Below are 20,155 nucleotides of genomic sequence, written 5' to 3'. Positions count from 1 at the left end.
TGACGCCAAGCTCGATCTGCACGGTCTCACCGATTTCTGCCGGACAAGGCTCGCGGGCTTCAAGGTGCCGCAGCTTTCGGTGAGGCCGTAGGCATCGATATAACGCGCGTTCTTGAAGTAATCCGAGAAGGCGCGGATGCGGAGTTCCGGCGTCTTTTCGCCGCCGCCGATCGCCCATTTCAGGCTGGAGACGTCGTAGCGGTCGCGGTTCGGGCAGGTGAGGAGGGCCGTGGTCATGACCGGCGCGAACCATGCCGCGTTGAGCTTCTCGCGCTCGATCGCGGCCAGGGCCGGCTCGGCTTCAAAGGTGCGGTGAATACACAGCATGCCGCCGTGCCAAAGCACGGCGATGCCGGGCAGATCGAGTGCGCCGACGTGATAGAGCGGACCGACCACGAGCAGCCGCGTGTCCGCATTCAATCCGAGCACCTGCGTCTGGTCCGCCGATTTCCAGTAGATGTTCTCATAGGTGAGCATCACGCCCTTGGGACGATCCGTCGTGCCCGAGGTGTACATCAGCCGCATCAGGTCGCGTGGTTGGCGTAGATGCGCAAGCGCCGGCGCGATGTCAGACACACGGCTGGTGATGCCGGACTGCGCGACTTCATCGAGCAGCACCACCGGCGCATCGCCGGTTGCGATCGCGGCAAACTCCTCGTCGGCGACCAGCAGGCGCGCGCCGGAGTCGCCGACGATGTAGCCGACTTCGTCGGCCGACAGGCGATAGTTGATCGGCAGGAACACCGCGCCGATATGGCTGGTCGCGAACACCAGTTCGAGAAACGCCGTGCTGTTCTTCATCAGGACGGCAACGACGTCGCCGGGCGCAATCCCGCGTGCGGCAAGCCAGGCGCCCACCTGGCGGATTCGCAGGTCAAAGTCGGCGTAGGAAACGTCCTCGCCGCGATATTTCAGCGCACAGCGGTCCGGAGTCCGCCCGGCATGAAATGCGATGAAGCTGGAAAGATTGATCATTTGCCGCTCGTCGGGCCGATTCCGGCGCCGTTTTCTCCCTAGATGAATTATGAGTCGTAATTCATCTTTGGCTTGACGTCACCCCCCTTGCTCTGAAAACATTGTGGTCACGGAGACGGTACGATCTCCGACAGGGATTTTGGGAACGCGAACCCGACAGGGAGGGGAATATGAAGAGGACCCGGAAACCGGGCATCAGCCGGCGTTCGACGCTTGCGCTGATGGGCACCGGAGCGGTGACCTTTGCCGCGCCATGGGTGGCGCGCGCGCAGGCCAAGACCATCAAGATCGGCATGCCGACCATCCTGTCGGGCCGCGTCGCGCAGCTCGGCACGTCTTCGCGCAACGCGGTGATGCTGGAAGTCGAGAAGGTCAATGCCGCCGGCGGCCTTGCCGGGCGCCAGATCGAGATGGTGATCCGCGACTCCAAGGGACAGCCGCAGGAAGCTGCGCGGATCGCGCGCGAGCTCGTCAATACGGACGGTTGCGAGATGCTGCTCGATGGCGAGGCGTCGTCGGGATCGTTCGCGGTTCACGAGGTCGCGCGCGATCTCGGCGTGCTCTGCATCCACACCTGCTCGGAAGCCTCGTCGCTGACGGCCGATCCCAAGCAGCACATTCCGAACGCCTTCCGCTGCGTGCGGCAGGGCATTCATGACTCCATCGTCGGCGCCGGCTACGCGGCAGGGATCGCCAAGGCCAAGGGCCTGAAGAAATGGGCGACCTGTTCGCCGGACTATGCCTATGGCCGCGACACCACCGGCGAGTTCGTGCTGTACCTGAAGAAGTTCGCGCCCGATGTCGAGATCATCAGCGAGTCCTGGCCAAAACTGTTCCAGCCTGACTACACCGAGGTGGTGACCAAGATCCTGCAAGCCAAGCCGCAGGCGCTCTACTCATGCCTGTGGGGCGGCGATCTCACCTCCTACATCGACCAGGCCAACATCTACGCGATGTTCACCCAGATGGAGGTGTTCGCGGTCAACATGGCCGACTACACCGCGCTCACCGTGGTGAAGAACCTGCCCAAGGGCATCCACTCCGGCGACCGCTACATCAAGACATTCCCGCCGACGCCGGAGAATGCGGCCTGGGGCGATGCCTACAAGGCGAAATACAACGAGTACCCGACCAACTGGTCCTGGCAGAACGCGACAGCGGTCATGTTCCTCAACGAGGCGGTCAAGAAGGCGGGTTCGACCGACGGCAAGAAGGTAGCGGAAGTGCTCACCGGGCTCACCATCAAGTGCCCGTTCGGTGCCGACGGCACCGTCACGATGCGCGCCGACGATCACACGCTGGTCGGCTACGCGATCGGCTGGGGCACAACGATCCCGCAGGAGCCTTACGTCCCCGACGTGAAGGCCGGAGACTGGAAGGCCATCTTCGAGCTCGAAGCCGAATGGAAGAAGAGCAAGGGCTACACCTGATCCGCATATGAGGCGGAGGCAGCACGCTGTCTCCGCCCTTGATCTGATGTTTGTCGCGCGCCGGCGTTGCGGCCCGCCGTAATGGATGATTCTCGTGGACCTCGACGCGCTCGCCAGTTGCCTCGCCAGCCCTTCATGCCTGGTGACGCAAACCACCAGCGGCCTGATCATCGGCATGCTGCTGTTTCTCGTCGCCGTCGGGCTGACGTTGATTTTCGGCGTGCTCAAGGTGGTCAATTTCAGCCACGGCGCCTTCTATATGTTCGGCGCCTATTTCGCGATGACGGCCTATCAACTCACCGGCAGCTTTGCGCTGGCGATCCTGAGCGGCGCTGCCGGCACTGCGATCCTCGGCCTGATCTTCGAACGCGTGTTCATGAGCCGGGTCTACGGCCGCGACGTGCTGATGCAGCTTCTGGTCTGCTACGCCTTCGTGCTGATCTTCGATGACGTTGTCCGCATGATCTGGGGTCCTGAATTCAAGTCGATGGGCATGCCGGCCGCGTTCCAGGTGCCGCCGCTATTCATCGCCGGCGGCGTGGTGCCGCCATATTATCTGCTGTTGATCGGCGTGGCGCTGGCTGCGGCCGCTATTCTCGGTCTGGGGCTGGCGCGCTCCAGGATCGGCAAGGTGATCCGTGCGGCTGCGCAAAATCCCGGCATGGTGTCGGCGCTTGGCACCAACACCGGGCTGATCTATGGCGGCGTGTTCGCGCTCGGCGGCATGCTGGCGGGACTGGCAGGCGCGCTCGCCGCACCGGTGCGCTCGCTGACACCGGGCATGGGCTTCTCTGTTCTGATCGAGTCCTTCATTGTCACCGTGATCGGCGGCATGGGCTCGATCCTGGGGGCGCTGATCGGTGCGCTTTTGATCGGCCTGATCCGCTCTTTCGGATCGCTCGGCTTCCCGCTGTTCACCGAGGGGCTGATGTATCTCTTCATGGTGATCGTGCTGGTGTCACGTCCGACCGGCCTGTTCGGCAAGGAGGTCGCATGACCGAGTTGCAGGCCGGGCAGAGCGCGCAGCCCCTCGAAGTGCCCCGGATCGACGCCAGGCCGCAGCGCTATCGCGATGTGCTGATCGCGCTCGTGGCCTTCGTCCTGCTCGCGCTGCTGCCGATGCTGTTCGGCAGCAAGCAGCTGCTTGATTTCGTGATCCGCTGCGCGGCTTACGGGCTGTTCGCGACCTCGCTCAACCTCCTGGTCGGCTACACCGGACTGATCTCGTTCGGGCACGGCATGTTCTTCGGCCTCGGCGCCTATGGTTTCGGCCTCATGATGCAGAAGACCGGCGTTCCGATCCCGGTGGCTTTCGTCGCCACGCTGGCGATGACGCTGGTCGTTGCCGTGGTCATCGGTGCGATCTGCGTGCGGTTGAAGGAAATCTACTTCGCCTTCGTGACGCTGGCGTTCCAGATGCTGATCCATTCGACCATCCTGTCTTGGCAGTCGCTGACCGGCGGCGACCAGGGCCTGCGCGGCGGCATCCCGCGGCCGTCGTTTCTCGGCATCGACCTGTCGAACCATCTGCATCTCTACATCACGAGCTGCGCGCTGCTGGTGATCGGGCTGTTCCTGATGCGCCAGATCGCGCAGTCGCCGTTCGGCTACACGCTGCGCATGATCCGTGACAACGCCACGCGGGCGAGCTTCATCGGCATCGACGTCTGGCGCGCGAAGCTTGTCATCTTCGTGCTGGCAGCGCTGTTCGCCGCGACCGGCGGCATGATCATGGCGCTGTTCGTCTCCGGCGCCTATCCCGAATTCGCCTACTGGACGATCTCCGGCGAGGGCATCTTCATCAACATGCTCGGCGGCGTGACCACCTTCCTCGGCCCGATGGTCGGCACCGTGCTGCTGTTGATCCTCAACGATACCGTTACGCGGCTGACCGAGTATCACGGCATCGTGCTCGGCGTCGTGATCCTGTTCTTTGCCATCGGCCTGCGAAAGGGCCTGATGGATTTTGTCGTGGAATGGTTCGCGCAGCGTCGCGGCGAGGAGCGCGGCTAGCCATGCTTGAAATTCGCGGGCTCTCGAAGTCCTTCGGCGGCGTCAAGGCGACTGACAACGTCTCGCTTGACTTTGCCGATGGTTCGCTCACCGCCGTGATCGGCCCCAACGGCGCCGGCAAGAGCACCTTCTTCAACCTGATCACCGGTGCGCTGCGGCCGGACGCCGGGCAGATTCTGCTCAATGGCGTCGACATGGCGGGCCGGACGCCGCCCGAGATCGTGCGCCACGGCATCGGCCGGGCCTTCCAGATCGCAAGCATCTTCCCGTCGCTGACGGTCGAGGAGACGATGCTGGCAGCGGTCGGCGCCGATCAGCGCCGCGCCGGTGTGATGCATCGCCGCTTTCCACTGCCCGAGACGCGTGATCGCGCCGAGCATGCAATGGAGCTGCTCGGCCTCGCCGGCAAGCGCAACAGGACCGCCGCGACGCTGTCGCATGGCGACCAGAAGCTGCTCGATATCGCGCTCGCGCTGGTGCTCGATCCCAAGGTGCTGCTGCTCGACGAGCCGACAGCGGGCATGGGTACCGAGGAGCGCTGGCGCATGATCGACAAGGTGCGCGAGCTCTGGGAGAAGCAGAAGATCACCGTCGTATTCATCGAGCACGACATGGACATCGTGTTCAAGATTGCACCTGAGATCGTCGTGCTGTGCTACGGGCGAATTCTCGCGACCGGTACGCCGGACGCGATCCGCAGGAACGAGGCCGTGATCGAAGCCTATCTCGGCAGCGACGACCACGCGGGAGCGGTGGCATGAGCGCACAGCCGGTGGTGCAGGTCGAGGACCTCGACGTTTATTATGGCACCAGCCAGATCCTGTTCGGCGTCGGCCTCTCCGTGCGCAAGGGCGAGACCATGGCGTTGCTCGGCCGCAACGGCGCCGGCAAGTCGACCACCATGAAGGCGATCATGGGGCTGGCGCCGGCGCGCCGGGGCAGGGTCACCTTGCGCGGTAATGTGGTCTCCGGAATGCGGCCGCATCACATCGCCCGCGCCGGGCTCGGCTTCGTGCCGGAAGACCGCCAGATCTTTCCAGAGCATACGGTCGAGGACAATCTCGTCATCGGCCAGAAGAAGGGGCCTGATGGCGAGGACGAGTGGTCGATCCGCCGGGTCTATGACGTGTTTCCGTTGCTGGAGCCGCTGCGGCACCGGATCGCCGGACGGTTGTCCGGCGGCGAGCAGCAGATGCTGGCGATCGCCCGCACGCTGATGGGAAATCCGGTGCTGCTGCTGCTGGACGAGCCGAGCGAGGGGCTGGCGCCGATCATCGTGCAGCGCATCGGCGAGCTGCTGCGGCAGCTCCGCGGTACCGGTGCTACAGTATTGATCGCCGAGCAGAACATGCATTTTTGCCTTGGCCTTGCGAGCCACGCGACGGTTATCGACAAGGGACAGATCGTCTACACATCCTCCATCGAAGAGCTGAAGGCCAACGACAACATCCGGCAGCGCTATCTGGCGCTGTAGGGCTCTTCGACAGAAGTGGGAGGACAAATGGCGGGCGAACGCAAGCTGACGCCGACGCATGAGGCGCCGTATCGTGGGCTGAAAGTGCTCGATTTCGGGCAGGGCATCGCCTCGCCCTATTGTGCGATGCTGCTCGGGGTCTATGGCGCCGATGTCATCAAGGTCGAACCGCCGGAAGGCGACTGGTCGCGTTATCTCGGCACGACCTACGGCAATCACACGACGCTGTCGGCGGTCTACAACCGCGGCAAGCGCAGCCTGTGCCTCGACATGAAGCACAAGGATGGCATCGCGGTCGCGCAGCGACTGGCGCGTGAGGCCGACGTGCTGATCGAAGGATTTCGCCCTGGTGTCGCTGAGCGGCTCGGGCTCGGCTATGAGAGCCTGTCGCGCGACAATCCGGGCCTGGTCTATCTATCGGTCAGCGGCTTCGGGCAGAGCGGGCCCTATTCAAAGCGGCCCGGCTCGGATTCGGTGGCGCAGGCGTTCTCTGGGCTGGTCTCGGTCAATGTCGGCACCGATGGCGTGCCGCATCGGGTCGGCACCACGATCTCCGACGTGGTCACCGGCGTGTACGCATTCCAGGCTATTGCCACCACTCTGTTCGCGCGCGCGACGGTCGGCACCGGCCGCTGGATCGATGTCAACCTCTGCCAGTCGACGTCGGCGTTGCTCGGGCACAAGGTCGCGGAGTTCATCCTCGAGGGCGGCGCGCCGCGCGCGCTCAATGTGCCGGCCGGAACCTACCAGACGCGGGACGGCTGGATGATGGTGACGCTGGTGAACGAGCCGCAATACAAGCGGCTGTGCGGCGCGATCGACCGTGAGGATCTCGCCATCGATCCGCGCTTTGCCGATTTTGCCCGGCGGGCGGACGCGGCCGACACGTTGATCCCGCAGTTGCGCGAGGTGTTCCTGACCGAGGCGACGGATGCCTGGCTGACGCGGCTGCATGCCGCCGATATCATCGCGGAGCGGATCCTCAATCCCGGCGAATGGCTGCGCAACGCCCATGTCGAGGCGACCGCAGCGTCGGTGCGCCAGGATACGCCCGGTGTCGGCGCGGTCTATTCGCCGCGGACGCCGGGGATCGCGAGCCGGTCCGAGGATCATCTTTGTCCCGCGCCGGATGTCGGGCAGGATAGCCGCGCCGTGCTGACTGAGGCTGGTCTTGGTTCGGCCGAGATTGACGGCCTGCTGCTGTCGGGCGCTGTGCGGCAAGCCAAGAGATGATGGGAGACAGGACAATATGAGCACGGACCTCGTTCGTTACTCGGTCAGCGATCAGATTGCGGAGATCGTGCTGGACCGCGCGCCGGTGAATGCGCTCAGCATTCCCTTGATCGACGCCTTGCTGGCGGCGCTGGCGAAGGCGCGCGACGACGATGCGGTACGCGCCGTCATCATCAGCAGCGCCCACAAGGTGTTCTGCGCCGGCCTCGACCTCGACATCGTCAGGGGCAAGCCCGCGATCGAGACCAAGACGTTCCTCGAGCGGCTGTATTTCGCGCTGAACGATACGCAGTACCGCATGGGCAAGCCGACGATCGCGGCGGTCGATGGCGCGGTGCGCGCCGGCGGCATGACGATCGCGATCTCCTGCGACATGATCATCGCCGGTGACAGCTCGACCTTCGGCTATCCCGAGATCGATGTCGGCCTGATCCCGGCGATCCATTTCGTGCAACTGCCCCGGCTGGTCGGAAAACACCAGGCGTTCGGCCCGTTGTTCCTCGGCGAGCCCTTCGATGCCGCAACTGCATTTCGCATGGGCCTGCTCAGCGAAGTCGTGCCGAAGGGTACCGCGCTCGATCGGGCCCGCGAGATCGCGCGGAAACTGGCGGCGAAATCGCCCATCGTAATGAAGATCGGCCGCGACGCCTTCATGCGCGCGGTCGATGCCGATTTCCGCCGCTCGGTCGAGAACACCGCAGAGAGTTTCGTGGTGGTCGCCTCGACGGAGGACTGCCAGGAAGGGCTGAACGCGTTCGTCGAAAAGCGAGCGCCCAACTACAAGGGACGATAAATGGCTGGATTGTATTTCGAAGAGTTCGAGGTCGGGCGGGAATTCCATCACGAGTTCAGCCGGACCGTGACGGAGATGGACAACACCATGTTCAGCCTCCTGACCATGAACCCGCAGCCGCTGCATCTGGATGCGCATTTCTCGGAGAAGACCGAGTTCGGTCAACGGCTGTTCAACAGCCTCTACACGCTTGGCATCATGATCGGCATGAGCGTGTACGACACGACCTTGGGAACCACGGTCGGAAATCTCGGCATGACCGACGTCAAGTTCCCGAAACCAGTCTTTCACGGCGATACCTTGAGAGCGCACACCAAGATCATCGGCAAGCGTGCCAGCAAGTCGCGACCGACACAGGGCATCGTCGAGTTCGAGCACACCATGACCAATCAGCGCGGCGAGGTGGTGGCAAGCTGCCGCCGCACCGGCCTGATGCACTGCAAGCCGAAGGCATAGCCGATGCGATCGTTCCTGTTCGTTCCCGGCGACAGCACCCGGAAATATGAAAGCGCCAAGAAGACTGCAGCCGACGCGCTGATCCTCGACCTCGAGGATTCCATTGCTCCGGACCAGAAGGTCGTCGCGCGCGGAATCACGCGCCAGATGCTCGATGCGCGCAATCCCGAGCAGAAGCTCTATATCCGCGTCAACGCGCTTGATACCGATCTGACGCTCGGCGACCTCGCGGCCGTGATGCCCGGCAAGCCCGATGGCATCGTACTGCCGAAATGCGCCGGTGCCGCCGACGTCAACAAGCTCGCGCTTTATCTCGATGCATTCGAGGCCGCCTCCGGCATCGCGCAAGGGTCTACGCGGATCGTCACGGTCGCGACCGAGACGGCGCGGGCGGTCCTGAAAATCCTCGACTTCGAGAACATGAGCCCGCGGCTGTGGGGCATGATGTGGGGTGCGGAAGACCTCGCGGCTTCGCTTGGCGCAACCCGCAATCGCACCGACGGCCGCTATCATTCGCCTTTCATCCTGGCCCGCGATCTCTGCCTGATCGGCGCGGCCGCGGCCGGCGTGGTCGCGATCGACACCATCGCCACCGACATCAACGATCTCGATGCGTTGAAGGCGGAGGCGATTGCCGCACGGCAGGACGGCTTCCTGGCCAAGGCCGTGATCCATCCCAAGCACGTCGACGCCGTCAACGCGGCCTTCATGCCGACGGAGGAGGAGATCGCATGGTCGGAGCGGGTGATTGCCGCATTCGCCAACAATCCATCGGGTGTCGCCAAGATGGACGGCAAGATGCTGGACAAGCCGCATCTCCGCGCCGCCGAGAAGATCCTGGCGTCGCGCAGGAAATAGTCAGCAGGAACCGGGCTCGATCAGCGCGCCCTCCGCGATGAGGGCGGCAATCTCCGTTTCCGCAAGCCCGGCCTCGCGCAGGATTTCCCGGCCATGCTCGCCGAGGTTCGGCGGATAGGTCCGGATCGACGGCGGCGTCCGGCTCCAGGTCGCAACCGGGCCTGCGACCCGCAGCGTGCCTTCGGTCGGATGCTCAAGCGACTGGATCAGCCCGACGGCCGCCAGGTGTGGATCGTCGATCAGGCCGTCGAGGTCGTGCAGCGGCGCGTGCGGAATGTCTGCCTCTTCGAAGAAGCGCATCCATTCGGCCGTGCTGCGGGTCTTCATCATCTGCGAGAACCAGTCGTAGACGAAGTCGTAATTCCTGGTTCGCGCGGAGATGCTGTTCAGCCGTGGGTCGCGGCCGGCTTCATCGGCAAGGCCGATCTTGGCGAAGAACGCGTTCCACTGCTTGTCGGAATAGACCAGCGCGCAGATATAGCCGTCGCTGGTCTGATAGGGCCGGCGGTCCGGCGACAGCAGCCGGGAGTAGCCGGGTGGTCCGATCGGCGGCTCGAAGCTGCGGCCGGCCATGTGATCGCCGAGCACGAACTGCGCCATGGTCTCGAACATCGGGATTTCGATTGCCTGGCCTTCGCCGGTCCGCTCGCGATGGAACAGCGCCGCCAGGATGGCGTGGACGGCATTGAGGCCGACGATGCGGTCGGCCATGGTCGCCGGAGAGTAGCGCGGCTCGCCCGTGATGCTGCCGGTCAGCGCGGGCAGGGCCGTCAGTCCCTGGATCAGGTCGTCATAGGCGGGCCGTCCCGCATAGGGCCCGGTTTCGCCGAAGCCGTGCAGGCTCGCATAGACGAGCCGTGGGTTGATCGCGAGGAGATCGTCGGCGCCGAGCTTCAGCCGCGCCACCGCCGCGGGCCGGACATTGTGGACGAACACATCGGCGGCTGCGGCTAGCCGCAGCACCGCCGCGCGGCCGCCGGCCTTCTTCAAGTCGAGCACGATCGAACGCTTGTTGCGGTTGCCCTGTAGGTACATCGCGCCCATCGCGGGATGGCGCATCGGGGCCGCATGGCGCATCACGTCGCCGTCCGGGCTCTCGACCTTGATCACGTCGGCGCCGTAGTCGCCGAGGATCATGGTCGCGTAGGGCCCCATCATCACGCTGGTGAGGTCGATGATCCTGACGCCCGCGAGCGGGCCTGCCGGCGCGGATGGTCTGTCGCTCGTCGGTGCCTGGCTCAATGGGTGGCGGCCAGTGCTTCGGTGAAGGCCTTGAAGAGGTCGGTGCCCGGCTTGCCGCGCTTGTCGACGTCCTTCACCCAATCCTGCGCCACCGACTTGAAGGCAGTGTCGAACACCTTCTTGTCGTCGGCGCTGAAGTTGATGACCTTCATCCCCTGCAACTTGATCTTGTCGGCTGCGGCCTTCTCGCCGTCCTCGAACCGCTTGCAGGCCTCGCGCGTGGTCTGCTCGCCGGCCTCGATCAGCGCCTTGCGCACGTTCTCGGGCAACGATTTGAACTTCAGCTCACCCATCGAATAGGTGAAGATCGCGGTGCCGAAGTTCAGCCCTTCGGTGCCCGACTTCAGGATCTTGCCGAAGTCGTAGGACGCTGAGCTCTGGTAGGAGAAGATCAGTCCGTCGAGGGTGCCGCGGGTCAGCGATTCATAGATCTCGGGCGCGGCCATCCGCACCGGCACGCCGCCGATCGAGCGCATCATCAGGTCCATCGCGCCGCCGGTGGTGCGGATCTTCAGACCTTCGAGATCCTTTGCCGTCTTCACATCGCGGCTGGTCGCAAGCTGGACCTGGTAGGCGGGCAGCGCGAGCGTCACCAGCGGCCGGAGCTGGTTGGGCGCGAATTCCTTGGTCTCCAGGATGCCGCCATCGTGCGAGATCTTGTAGAAGGCGAGCGAGCCCTGGCATTCGCTGTCGAAAATGCCGGGCAATTCGGCAACGGCGGTCAGCGGAAATTTGTCGGAGGAGTAAGACGGCACGATGTAGGACACGTCGGCAACGCCAAGCGCAGTGAGCTGCGCCATGTCCTTGGCCTTGCCGAGCTGCTCGGCCGGGAAGTGCTGGAACGTGACCTGGCCATTGGTCAGCTTGGTGACGAGCTCGGAAAACGGCTTGCCGACGAGTTCATGGATCACGTGGCCGGACGGTAGACTGTCGGCAAGCCGCAGGGTGATCTTCTCTTGGGCAAAGGCTGCTGATGCGGAAGCCGCCAGCAAGGCGGTGCCAAGGCCTGCGCCGGCGAGGAAACGGGAATAGAGATTCATAATAGTCTCCCAGAGATGGCCGTCTCGACCGACGGCTTCTTCAATGTTGCATGTGGTTCGGCAGCCAGAGGATGATCTCCGGGAATGCCACGAAAATGGCGATGGCGATCAGATGCGCGATGAAATGCGGGAATGTGCCGTGGAACACCTCGCCCACGGGGCGGTGCGCATAGCGCGCCACGATGAAGCAGTTCAATCCGATCGGCGGCGTGATCATGCCAACCTCGGCGGTCACGATCTTAATGACGCCGAACCAGATCGGATCGAAGCCGAGCGACTTGATCAGCGGCAGCACGATCGGAACCGTCAGCACCAGGATCGCGATCTGGTCCATGAACGAGCCGAGCACGATGTAGCCGCACAGGATCAGCGTGATGATGATCCAGCGCGAGACGTCGAGCCCGCCGACCCAGCCGACGATATTCTGTGTCACCTGGGTGAGGGTGAAGAAATAGCCGAAGATATGCGCGCACATGATGATCAGAACGATCATGCAAGTGCCTTGAGCCGCATGCCGTAACGTCGTGTAGAGCGACGTCAGGTTGATCTTGCGCTTCCAGCAGGCGAGGCAGAAGGCACCGAATGCGCCGAAGGCCGAGGCTTCCGTCGGCGTCGCGATCCCGAGATAGATTGTGCCGGTCACGATCGAGAACAGGACCACCATCGGGCTGACCTGCCAGAGCAGGCTGAACCGTTCCGACCATGTCACCGCCGATATCGTCGGTGCGCGCGAGGGATCGAGCAGCACCAGGATATAGATCGTCGACATGATGATGATGGTGACGAAGATCGCAGGGATGATGCCGCTGATCAGCAGCTTTCCGATATTCACCTCGGCGAGCAGGCCGAAGATCACCAGCGCCACCGAGGTCGGCAGCAGCATCGCAAGGGTGCCTGAAATCGCAACGACGCCGGCAGCCATTTTCGGCTCGTAACCCTGGCGGATCATCGCGGGAAGACTGGTCGAGGACAGCGTCGCGGCGGAGGCCGTACTGGTGCCGCAGATCGAGCCGAAACCCGCACCGGCCAGCGCGGTCGCCATGCCGAGACCGCCGGGGATGCGTCCAACCCAGGCCGCGGCGGTCTTGAACAGGTCGTCGGCAACGCCTGACAGCAGCACCAGGTCTGCCATCAGCAGGAACATCGGGATCGTGATCAGCTCGTAGGAAGTGACGGCCGAGAGCGGCGTCGTCTGCAGCACGCCGAGCAGGATCGGCAGGCCGCCGGTCAGATAGAGACCGAGCCCGCCGGAGAAGGCCATGGCGAACGCGACCGGCGTTCCGATCGCCAGCAGGAAGAACAGCAGCGCGAGGATAAAAGTCGGGATCATTCGAAACCTCCGGCAGCCTTCTCCGAATGGCCGGAGATGGCCGGCAACGGCAACAGGTTTTCGCCGGTCAGGAGGCTTGCGACATTGGCAATGAGATGCACGGCAAGGCGCAGCGCGAGAATTCCCGCACCGACCGGCACGAAGATCGAGGACGCCCAGGTCGGCCATGGGATCGCACCGGCCATCACGTCGCCGGACACGTAATTGTCGAGCGCGCGCTGATAGCCCAGCCAAGCGATTGGAACGAAGATGGCGAGGCCGACGATGTTGGAGATGATGACGCAAAGGCGTTGGATGATCGCCGAGAAGCGCGGCAGCAGAATATCGACGCTGATATGCCCGTTCACCGCGTAGGTACCGGAGAGCGACAGGAAGAACACGCCGGCCATCACGTAGAGCGAGATCAGGTCATAGGCCCAGGAGAACGGCCGGTTGAAGACGTAGCGCATCACGACGTCTGCGAAGACGATGATCATGATTGCGAACATCATGGCCGCGGCAAGGGCCGAGGTCACCTTCTCGATGGCAGTCAGAGCCTTCAGGCTTGTCTTGATCAATTTGGGCTCCGTCCGCGCTACTGGGCCGGCACCGCCGCGACGGCGGCGCTGAATTCCGACAGGGCTTCACTGCCGTGCTTGCCGCGTCCGTCGAGCCCGTCGGCCCATGCCTTGCCCACGCCCTTCGTCAGGTCCTTGAGCTTTGCGACGACGTCGGGCTGCAGGGTGTCGAAGTGAACACCTGCGACCTCCATCGACTTCATGGTCTCGCTGTCCTGCTTCTGCACTTCCTTGCAGGCGGACGGCAGGATCTCTTCGGCGACGTCGATCATCGCCTTCTGGATATCCGGCGACAGTTTTTTCCAGGCGGTCTCGCTGATCGAATAGGCGACCACGAAGCTCGCGAAGCCGAAGCCGTCGGTGGAATGCTTCACGAGCTTGTCGGCGCCATAGGCGACGACGCTTTCGAGCGGAAACAGCAGGCCGTCCATGGTGCCGCGCGACAGCGACTCATAGGCGTCGGGCGCCGCCATGCGTACCGGCACGGCGCCGATCGCGCGCAAGGTGAGGTCCTGCGCGCCGCCGGTCGATCGCAGCTTCAGTCCGTTGATGTCGGCTGTGTCCTTCACCGGTTGCTTCACGGTCAGGATGCGATAAGGCGGCAGGCTCACCGCGAGCAGCAGGCGTATCCCGTTCGCGGTATAATCCTGCTGCGCAATCACGCCGTTCCGCGCCGTCTTCCAATAAGCGAGCGTGCCTTGGCAGGTATGCTCGAACGCGCCGGGGAGCATCGCGACCTCGGAGACCGGCATCTTGTCGGAGACATAGGCGGGCGCGACATAGCCGATATCGGCGACGCCGGTTTGCGTCAGCTTGAGCATGTCGGCGGCCTTGCCGAGCTGTTGGGCCGGATAATGCTCGAAGGTCACTGCGTTGTTGGTGCGCTTCTGCACCTCGGCCATCCAGGGCTCGAGCACGAGGCGGACGAGGTAGTGTCCCTTCGGAAAGGAGTCGGCGACCCGCAGCTTGATCGGCTCCGCCGCTGTCGCCAGATTGATCGATGCGATGAGGAAGCCGTAACCGGCCAGCGCCTGCCGAAGCCCGCCCATATTTCCTGCCCCTGAGTAGCCTTGTAGTTTTAGGCAGCTGCGCACAAACGAATTTGGACGTCAAGCAGGGCTCGGCTGAGCATGCCTGATCAGACAACCGGAGAGCGCGCAGCGCCATGCGTCGACGCGATTACGACGATGGTAGAGGCACGCGAGCGGACGTCGGAGTGGGCCTGGATTTTGAAGCGAGACGCGGGCGGCAACCGCGATCAAGGGGTGGGCACGTCGACGAAAGTCTTGTTCCGGTCTACCGCGAGAATGGAACGGCTGCGCTTTGTCCACCACGCGGGAAATTCTCTCAGGTGTAGGACCGGCGGCAGCGCCGGCGATCGTCATCGAGCCGATCCGACCCGATCAGATTGCGGGAAACTCCAGCGCGAACGCGACGCCCCGGCTGGAGGGCACGAGACGGATCGTGCCGCCATGGGTTGCCATGACGGCCTGCGCGATGGCTAGCCCCATTCCGGTGCCGCCGCTATCACGACGGGTGGTGAAGAAGGCGTCGAAGATCTTGTCGCTGTTGGCTTCGGAGACGGGGTCGCCATCGTTGCTGACCGTCATTTTGACGGTGGAGACCTCGTCGGCCGCCTCGATCCGGAGGGACGTCGCATTGTGACAGAACGCATTGTCGGCCAGATGCGCCAGAACGATCAGCGCCTTCTCGCCGGACATCCCGATCGGGCGGTCGAGGCAACCGCTGGCCACGATGAGCCGTCCGGGAAAGCGGTTCTTCAGGTTCTCGATGACGGCGGAGAGCGTGGTCTGCTCGTTCTGCGGAGCGCTTTCCGCGCGGGCCAGCTCGCGCAACCGCTGGCTCATCGCATCGAGCCGCTCGACGTCACCGAGGATGTTCGAGATGAAGCTTTGTTGCTCGGATCGGGTCAGCGCATCTGATTTGCTTTGAAGCGAATCCTGCAACAGCTCGGCTGCGCCCCGGATCGATGTCAGCGGCGATTTCAGTTCGTGCGTCAGGTGTGCCGAAAAGGTAGCGATGTAGTCGGAGCGGTGCGACAGCTGCTGGGCCATGTCGAGAAAGCTGTCGGAGAGCTGGGCCAGCTCGCGGGTGCCATAGTGCCGCAGCGGCTTGAATGCATCGCGGTCGCCACGGCCAATCCGCACCGCGCGGTCGACCAGCTCGCGCATCGGCCGCGTGACAGTGCGCGAGAACACCAGGCCGATGGCGATTGTTGCCATGATGACGGCCATCGCGGCCAGCAGGAACTTGCCACGCTCCCGATAGAGATGCTCGAAGATATTGCTTGGCGTCCGCGACGCATAGATCACGCCGGCGACGCGGTCATTGACAATGACCGGCATTGCCGAGAAGACGTGAACGCCGACGCCGCGGCTGATCGAATAGATCGGAGGCGGAGGTTTGTCGGGGACGCGGATGCGCAACGCTGCGCTATACTGGCCGCGTAGCGCTGCGGCCACCTCTTCGATATGGGCCAGCGATTGTCCGGCCTCCTGGCGTCCCGCGATGACGACGCCCTGCGGTTCGAGAATCCGGAAGCCCGCGAGCGTCACCTTCTGGGTGTCCAGCACAAGGGGCATCAGCCGCGCACCGATTGCGACATAGGCCGGGTCTGCGGGCTTGGTCGCCCGCAGCGCGTCGGGCCGTCGCCTCAAGAGGTCGTTGCCGGCAAGATCGAGCTCGGGCCGGATTGGCGTCACCTGATCGCCAGGGTCCGGCAGCGCCTCAGTTGGAACTGCGGCGCCGAGCGGGATGTCATTGCGAAGCAGTGCGCGGACGTCCTGCGCATAGATCACGGCCAGCACACGACTTTGCGCGATCAATTCGGCCTGAGTTTGACGAATGAGCTGGTTGTCGTAGAGACGGAAGAAGAATAGCCCAAGTAACGGAAGGACCGCGACAAGGGCGAGCACGGCAAAGATGATGAAGCTGAGCGACGGTCGCCACTTCTGGCGGGCGCGGAAGGACGTCATGCCTAAGGCTCGCACCGGCCGAGCTTGAATCCGACGCCGTGCACGGTCTCGATGACACTGTCGCAATTCACCGCGGCGAGCTTGGCTCTGATGTTGCGGATATGACTGTCGATGGTGCGGTCGGAGACCTGGATATTGAGCTGATAGGCGGCGCTCATGATCTGCTCACGATTGAAGACTGCCATCGGTCGCGTCAGGAAGGTCCGCAGGATGCCGAACTCGATCGCGGTCAGGTGCAGTGGCATTCCGGCGAATGTTGCGACGTGCTGCTCAGCATCGACCGAGAGCTGTCCTTTGGTCAGCGCGCCAGGCTCCGGCGCGCCAGGTCGCGGCGTCAGCCGCCGCAGGATCACATTGACGCGCGCGACAAGCTCGCGCGGGCTGAACGGCTTGGTCACGTAGTCGTCGCCGCCGATCTCGAGCCCCAGAACGCGATCGATCTCCTCGTCGCGGGCGGAGAGGAACAGGATCGGCACATCGGATGATTTGCGAATCTCGCGGCAGACATCGAGGCCGTCGAATTCCGGCATGCCGATATCGAGGACGATCAGATCCGGCCGGTCATTTGAAAATCTGACCAGCGCTTCCTTGCCGTCGCGCGCCTCGACCACGTTCATGCCCGCTTTCTTGAGTGCGACGCGGATGACCTCCCGGATATGCAGGTCATCGTCGACGATAAGAATGCGGTGGGGCACGCGTCCACTCCGAAACGAACGTAATCTAGCCTGCGGCCGCTCCTTGCTGACGATCCAGAAAGCGCTGGAGCCGCCAGCTGCGGAAGCCCCAGCTGCGCCATGAGGTCATCTGCTCGCGTTGCTCTTGTACAAGGCAATTGCGGCGGTAAACAAGGTTCGGATCGAAGGAGTGGAGCTGGAGCCCCCTGTCGATGGCCGGGAGCGCCTGCGGGCCGAGCCGGATCAGATAATCCATATCCAGGTTGACCCCGCTGCCCGAGGCTTCCCGGCTGTGACCGATGTTGTAGTCGGCAATGATGGCGGCAAAATTGATCAAGGAGCAGGTGTAGAGGACGATCGCCAATGTGACCAGGTTGGCGTGGATCAGCCATTCGTTCGAGCGCCGCTGGACGATGCGTACCAGGATCAGGACCAGCCCGAGCACGACCAGCAGCATCCAGACGAACGCCGCGATACGCCAATAGGTGAGCAGGTAGATCTGGACGTAGAGATCAAGCCGCAGCATCGCGGAGATGACCAGCAGGACATTCTGTCCGATCCAGAGGTAAACGAGCGATCGCATCACACGCGATCGCTCGGCAAGGCCGCCCGGCCGCATGGTCACCAGAACGAAACTCGCGGCGAGCAGCGCGGTGATGATCAGAGGATAGGCGCCGCGATGTGCGTACGACGCATAGGTGACATCGGCGGGCAGCGTCCCATTGCCCCAGAGATAGATCAGGTCGAGGATGGTCTGGATCGAAAACAGCAGGTTGAACAGGATCAGCGAGCGCAAGATAGTGCCCGGGCCGAAGAAACTCAGGCCGGTCGAGCGGGGCGGATCGTTCGCGGTAGATCGGGGCCGTTCTTCCGCCACCTCGACGTAGTTGCGCCATCGGATGTGGATGAAGGGCCAGACCAGCGCCGCTGCCGCGATCCAGAATAACATACGGCCGATGCTGAGATAGGAGGAGGGATCGCCTGGGTTCAGCTGACTGATCCATTTCGTCAGCAATGGGTTGGCCGCCATGAACAGCAGGACGAAGAGGCTTCCGAGCAGTAATGGTACGCACCACAGGGTAAAGCTCCTCGTGAGCACGGGCAAATTGAACGCGCGGATCGAGTCCTGGAACAATCTGAGGGGGCCGACCAGATAGAGCTCGAGCAGGGAGGCAACTCCTCTGACGAGACTGTTGAGACAAGGATTGGTCGTCAGCATCAGGGCTGCGCCGAGGGCAAGCGCAATGATGACGAGTGAGGCAGCGTTGATATCCTCGAACGCTGGCAGTAGCCCGGCGAACACGATCGCCCCGGCAAGCAGCAGTCGGCGATGCTCGAGATTGCCGAGGTTGACAATCAGGGACGCGCAGGTCAGCGCGATTGCGAAAATGACGACCGAGAGACCGAGGCGCTGGTCGTAGAACAACCAATCGGCCAGTGCCGCGAGGGCAAATATCACCGCGATTTTCGCCGGCGGCAGGTTGCTGTCGATTGATTGGGGCTTGGTCTCTGGCGGCGCAAGGCTTGTCATGATGACCTCGGGATCGAAGGGATGCGCAGGCGGACGCGGGCGGAGTCCCTTGCTCGGGTATGGGATCCGGCCCGCTGCTTGGCTCACCTTGACGCGTGCATGTGCAAACGGCTGGAGCGCGACGAGCAGGAGTTCAGGATTTTTATGCAGATGGCGTGCAGACGCGACTTGTCGGCTCGCGCTGACGAATCTCGTCTGATAGGGACGAAGCCGTTCGGCCTCTTCAGTCCCTCGTGGTCCCCATGCAAGTCAGCAAATGCGTCGGCATTACCCTGCTCTGGATCGCAGGCCTCGTCTTCGTCTTCGCGGGCATCAACAACAACGATCCGTATCTGGTCCCCTTGCGTGGGACAGGCAATGTCCTCTTCGTCGTCACAAGCAGCGCGGTCGTGCTCCTGCTGGTTCGTCGCGGCGCGTGGCGCCGGCGGGCGTCGTCAGGAAAGCTACTGGTGATCCTGTGGTGCCTGCCGCCGCTCGCGATGCTGGCCGCGCACGGAGTGTTCGAAGTGCGGAAGCATCGTGTTCTCCAGACCGAACCGGTTCTCGCGCGCTCCCTCGGGCAGCATTTCATCGTGGGCTACCGATCGTTCGACGAGGTCGCGCAGCTGGCGGAGCAAGGATTCGTTGCGGGCATCTATGTGACCCGGCGCAACATTGCCGGCAGGACGGCTGACGCCTTGAAGGCGGAAATTGCAGCGTTGCAGGCCAGGCGCCGTGCGGCGGGGCTGCCGCCGCTGACGGTCGCGACGGATCAGGAGGGCGGCATCGTTTCGCACCTCGCACCGCCGTTGACGAGGTTACCCGCGCTTGCCACGCTGGCCGAGCTGCCGCCGGACGAGCAAAGGGTAAAGGCCGAGGAGTTCGGCCGCATCCATGGACGGGAGCTGGCGTCGCTCGGCATCAACCTGAATTTTGCGCCGGTGCTCGATCTCCGGCCAGCGGCGAAGCGCAACCGGCTCGACTTCAATACGTTGATCAATCAGCGCGCGATCTCCGATGATCCGGCCAAGGTGAGCGCGATCGCCGGCGCCTATATCCAAGGCCACGAGTCTGCGGGCGTGGGTGCCACCGTGAAGCACTTCCCGGGATTGGGGCGCGTGCGTGCTGACACGCATCATTTCACTGCCGATCTCGATACGCCGCTCGCCGAACTCGAGGCGTCCGACTGGCGTCCGTTTCGCGACGTGCTGGCAACGACCGGTGCGCGCCTGATGGTCGGGCATGTGGCGGTGAGGGCGCTCGATCCCGGACGGCCTGCGTCGCATTCGAAGGCCGTCGTCGATGGGCTGATCCGGAAGACCTGGAATTACCAGGGCATCGTCATGACGGATGATCTGGTGATGGGCGCGATCTATCAACACGATGTCTGCACCGCGGTCGTGGAGGCATTGAACGCAGGCGTCGATCTCCTGCTGGTTGCCTATGACGGCTTGCAGTTCTACCGCCTGTTCGCTTGCGCCACCGATGCAGCTGCGCGCGGGGGCCTCGATGGTGCAATGTTGCACGACAGCGAGACGCGGCTGCGGCGCGCATTGCTGATCGATTAGGCTCCA

19 protein-coding genes are annotated in these 20,155 nt (G+C 63.6%); 10 read left to right on the top strand and 9 right to left on the bottom strand.

The window, feature by feature from the left end; translation table 11 throughout:
• Nucleotides 1-975: AMP-binding protein (locus FNJ47_RS20360; RefSeq protein WP_236000004.1), on the bottom strand; the 975-nt coding region annotated here is incomplete at its 3' end.
• 170 nt (nt 976-1,145) lie between these two features.
• Here FNJ47_RS20360 and FNJ47_RS20355 point away from each other — a divergent pair.
• The 9 genes from FNJ47_RS20355 to FNJ47_RS20315 all read left to right on the top strand — a co-directional run bounded on the left by FNJ47_RS20355 (nt 1,146) and on the right by FNJ47_RS20315 (nt 9,232).
• Complete coding sequence (locus FNJ47_RS20355; protein ID WP_163156197.1) at nt 1,146-2,405, top strand: ABC transporter substrate-binding protein; 1,260 nt, start codon at nt 1,146-1,148, stop codon at nt 2,403-2,405.
• Nucleotides 2,406-2,499: 94 nt separating this feature from the next.
• Nucleotides 2,500-3,402, top strand: coding sequence for an ABC transporter permease subunit (locus tag FNJ47_RS20350; RefSeq protein WP_163156195.1), 903 nt, complete (start codon nt 2,500-2,502; stop codon nt 3,400-3,402).
• Complete coding sequence (locus FNJ47_RS20345; RefSeq protein ID WP_163156194.1) at nt 3,399-4,418, top strand: branched-chain amino acid ABC transporter permease; 1,020 nt, start codon at nt 3,399-3,401, stop codon at nt 4,416-4,418. The genes FNJ47_RS20350 and FNJ47_RS20345 overlap by 4 nt, the downstream gene beginning before the upstream one ends.
• Before the next feature lie 2 nt (nt 4,419-4,420).
• Nucleotides 4,421-5,179, top strand: coding sequence for an ABC transporter ATP-binding protein (locus tag FNJ47_RS20340; protein WP_163156192.1), 759 nt, complete (start codon nt 4,421-4,423; stop codon nt 5,177-5,179).
• Nucleotides 5,176-5,892 (top strand): ABC transporter ATP-binding protein, encoded by a 717-nt coding sequence (locus tag FNJ47_RS20335; protein WP_163156190.1) that lies wholly within the window; start codon nt 5,176-5,178, stop codon nt 5,890-5,892. Before FNJ47_RS20340 ends, FNJ47_RS20335 begins: the two co-directional genes overlap by 4 nt.
• A 27-nt stretch (nt 5,893-5,919) precedes the next feature.
• The gene (locus tag FNJ47_RS20330; protein ID WP_163156188.1) at nt 5,920-7,125 is read left to right on the top strand and encodes a CaiB/BaiF CoA transferase family protein; all 1,206 of its coding nucleotides are present in this window, start codon (nt 5,920-5,922) and stop codon (nt 7,123-7,125) included.
• Between the two features lie 16 nt (nt 7,126-7,141).
• A complete protein-coding gene (locus FNJ47_RS20325) occupies nt 7,142-7,918 on the top strand; it encodes an enoyl-CoA hydratase/isomerase family protein (protein WP_163156186.1) in 777 nt (258 codons plus the stop codon).
• A complete protein-coding gene (locus tag FNJ47_RS20320) occupies nt 7,919-8,374 on the top strand; it encodes a MaoC family dehydratase (protein ID WP_163156184.1) in 456 nt (151 codons plus the stop codon).
• Between the two features lie 3 nt (nt 8,375-8,377).
• A complete protein-coding gene (locus FNJ47_RS20315) occupies nt 8,378-9,232 on the top strand; it encodes an HpcH/HpaI aldolase/citrate lyase family protein (protein WP_163156182.1) in 855 nt (284 codons plus the stop codon).
• Here FNJ47_RS20315 and FNJ47_RS20310 read toward each other — a convergent pair whose 3' ends face one another.
• The 8 genes from FNJ47_RS20310 to FNJ47_RS20275 all read right to left on the bottom strand — a co-directional run bounded on the left by FNJ47_RS20310 (nt 9,233) and on the right by FNJ47_RS20275 (nt 18,602).
• Complete coding sequence (locus FNJ47_RS20310) at nt 9,233-10,474, bottom strand: CaiB/BaiF CoA transferase family protein (RefSeq protein WP_163156180.1); 1,242 nt, start codon at nt 10,472-10,474, stop codon at nt 9,233-9,235. It abuts the gene before it with no gap.
• Nucleotides 10,471-11,514: a TRAP transporter substrate-binding protein gene (locus FNJ47_RS20305; RefSeq protein ID WP_163156178.1), complete on the bottom strand. Its 1,044-nt coding sequence runs from the start codon at nt 11,512-11,514 to the stop codon at nt 10,471-10,473. The genes FNJ47_RS20310 and FNJ47_RS20305 overlap by 4 nt, the downstream gene beginning before the upstream one ends.
• Nucleotides 11,515-11,554: 40 nt before the next feature.
• Complete coding sequence (locus tag FNJ47_RS20300) at nt 11,555-12,844, bottom strand: TRAP transporter large permease (RefSeq protein WP_021080340.1); 1,290 nt, start codon at nt 12,842-12,844, stop codon at nt 11,555-11,557.
• Entirely contained in the window at nt 12,841-13,401 is a 561-nt protein-coding gene (locus tag FNJ47_RS20295; RefSeq protein ID WP_175068398.1) for a TRAP transporter small permease, read from the bottom strand. The genes FNJ47_RS20300 and FNJ47_RS20295 overlap by 4 nt, the downstream gene beginning before the upstream one ends.
• A 17-nt stretch (nt 13,402-13,418) precedes the next feature.
• Nucleotides 13,419-14,450, bottom strand: coding sequence for a TRAP transporter substrate-binding protein (locus FNJ47_RS20290; protein ID WP_163156176.1), 1,032 nt, complete (start codon nt 14,448-14,450; stop codon nt 13,419-13,421).
• A gap of 354 nt (nt 14,451-14,804) precedes the next feature.
• Nucleotides 14,805-16,397: an ATP-binding protein gene (locus tag FNJ47_RS20285; RefSeq protein ID WP_163156174.1), complete on the bottom strand. Its 1,593-nt coding sequence runs from the start codon at nt 16,395-16,397 to the stop codon at nt 14,805-14,807.
• Nucleotides 16,398-16,399: 2 nt separating this feature from the next.
• Nucleotides 16,400-17,092 carry a response regulator gene (locus FNJ47_RS20280; protein ID WP_163156172.1) on the bottom strand — a complete coding sequence of 231 codons (693 nt, stop codon included), beginning with the start codon at nt 17,090-17,092 and terminating at the stop codon, nt 16,400-16,402.
• A gap of 25 nt (nt 17,093-17,117) precedes the next feature.
• Nucleotides 17,118-18,602 (bottom strand): DUF4153 domain-containing protein, encoded by a 1,485-nt coding sequence (locus FNJ47_RS20275; protein WP_163156170.1) that lies wholly within the window; start codon nt 18,600-18,602, stop codon nt 17,118-17,120.
• 242 nt (nt 18,603-18,844) lie between these two features.
• On the opposite strand from FNJ47_RS20275, the gene FNJ47_RS20270 reads away from it, so the two are divergent.
• Nucleotides 18,845-20,149, top strand: a complete 1,305-nt coding sequence (locus FNJ47_RS20270; RefSeq protein ID WP_163156168.1) for a glycoside hydrolase family 3 N-terminal domain-containing protein — start codon at nt 18,845-18,847, stop codon at nt 20,147-20,149.
• Nucleotides 20,150-20,155 lie beyond the last annotated feature (6 nt).

The organism is Bradyrhizobium uaiense (genome assembly GCF_010811875.1).
GTDB classification, from domain to species: Bacteria; Pseudomonadota; Alphaproteobacteria; order Rhizobiales; family Xanthobacteraceae; genus Bradyrhizobium; species Bradyrhizobium uaiense.
The sequence above is the reverse complement of the archived record's forward strand: the minus strand, read 5'-3'. Positions and strand labels throughout refer to the sequence as shown.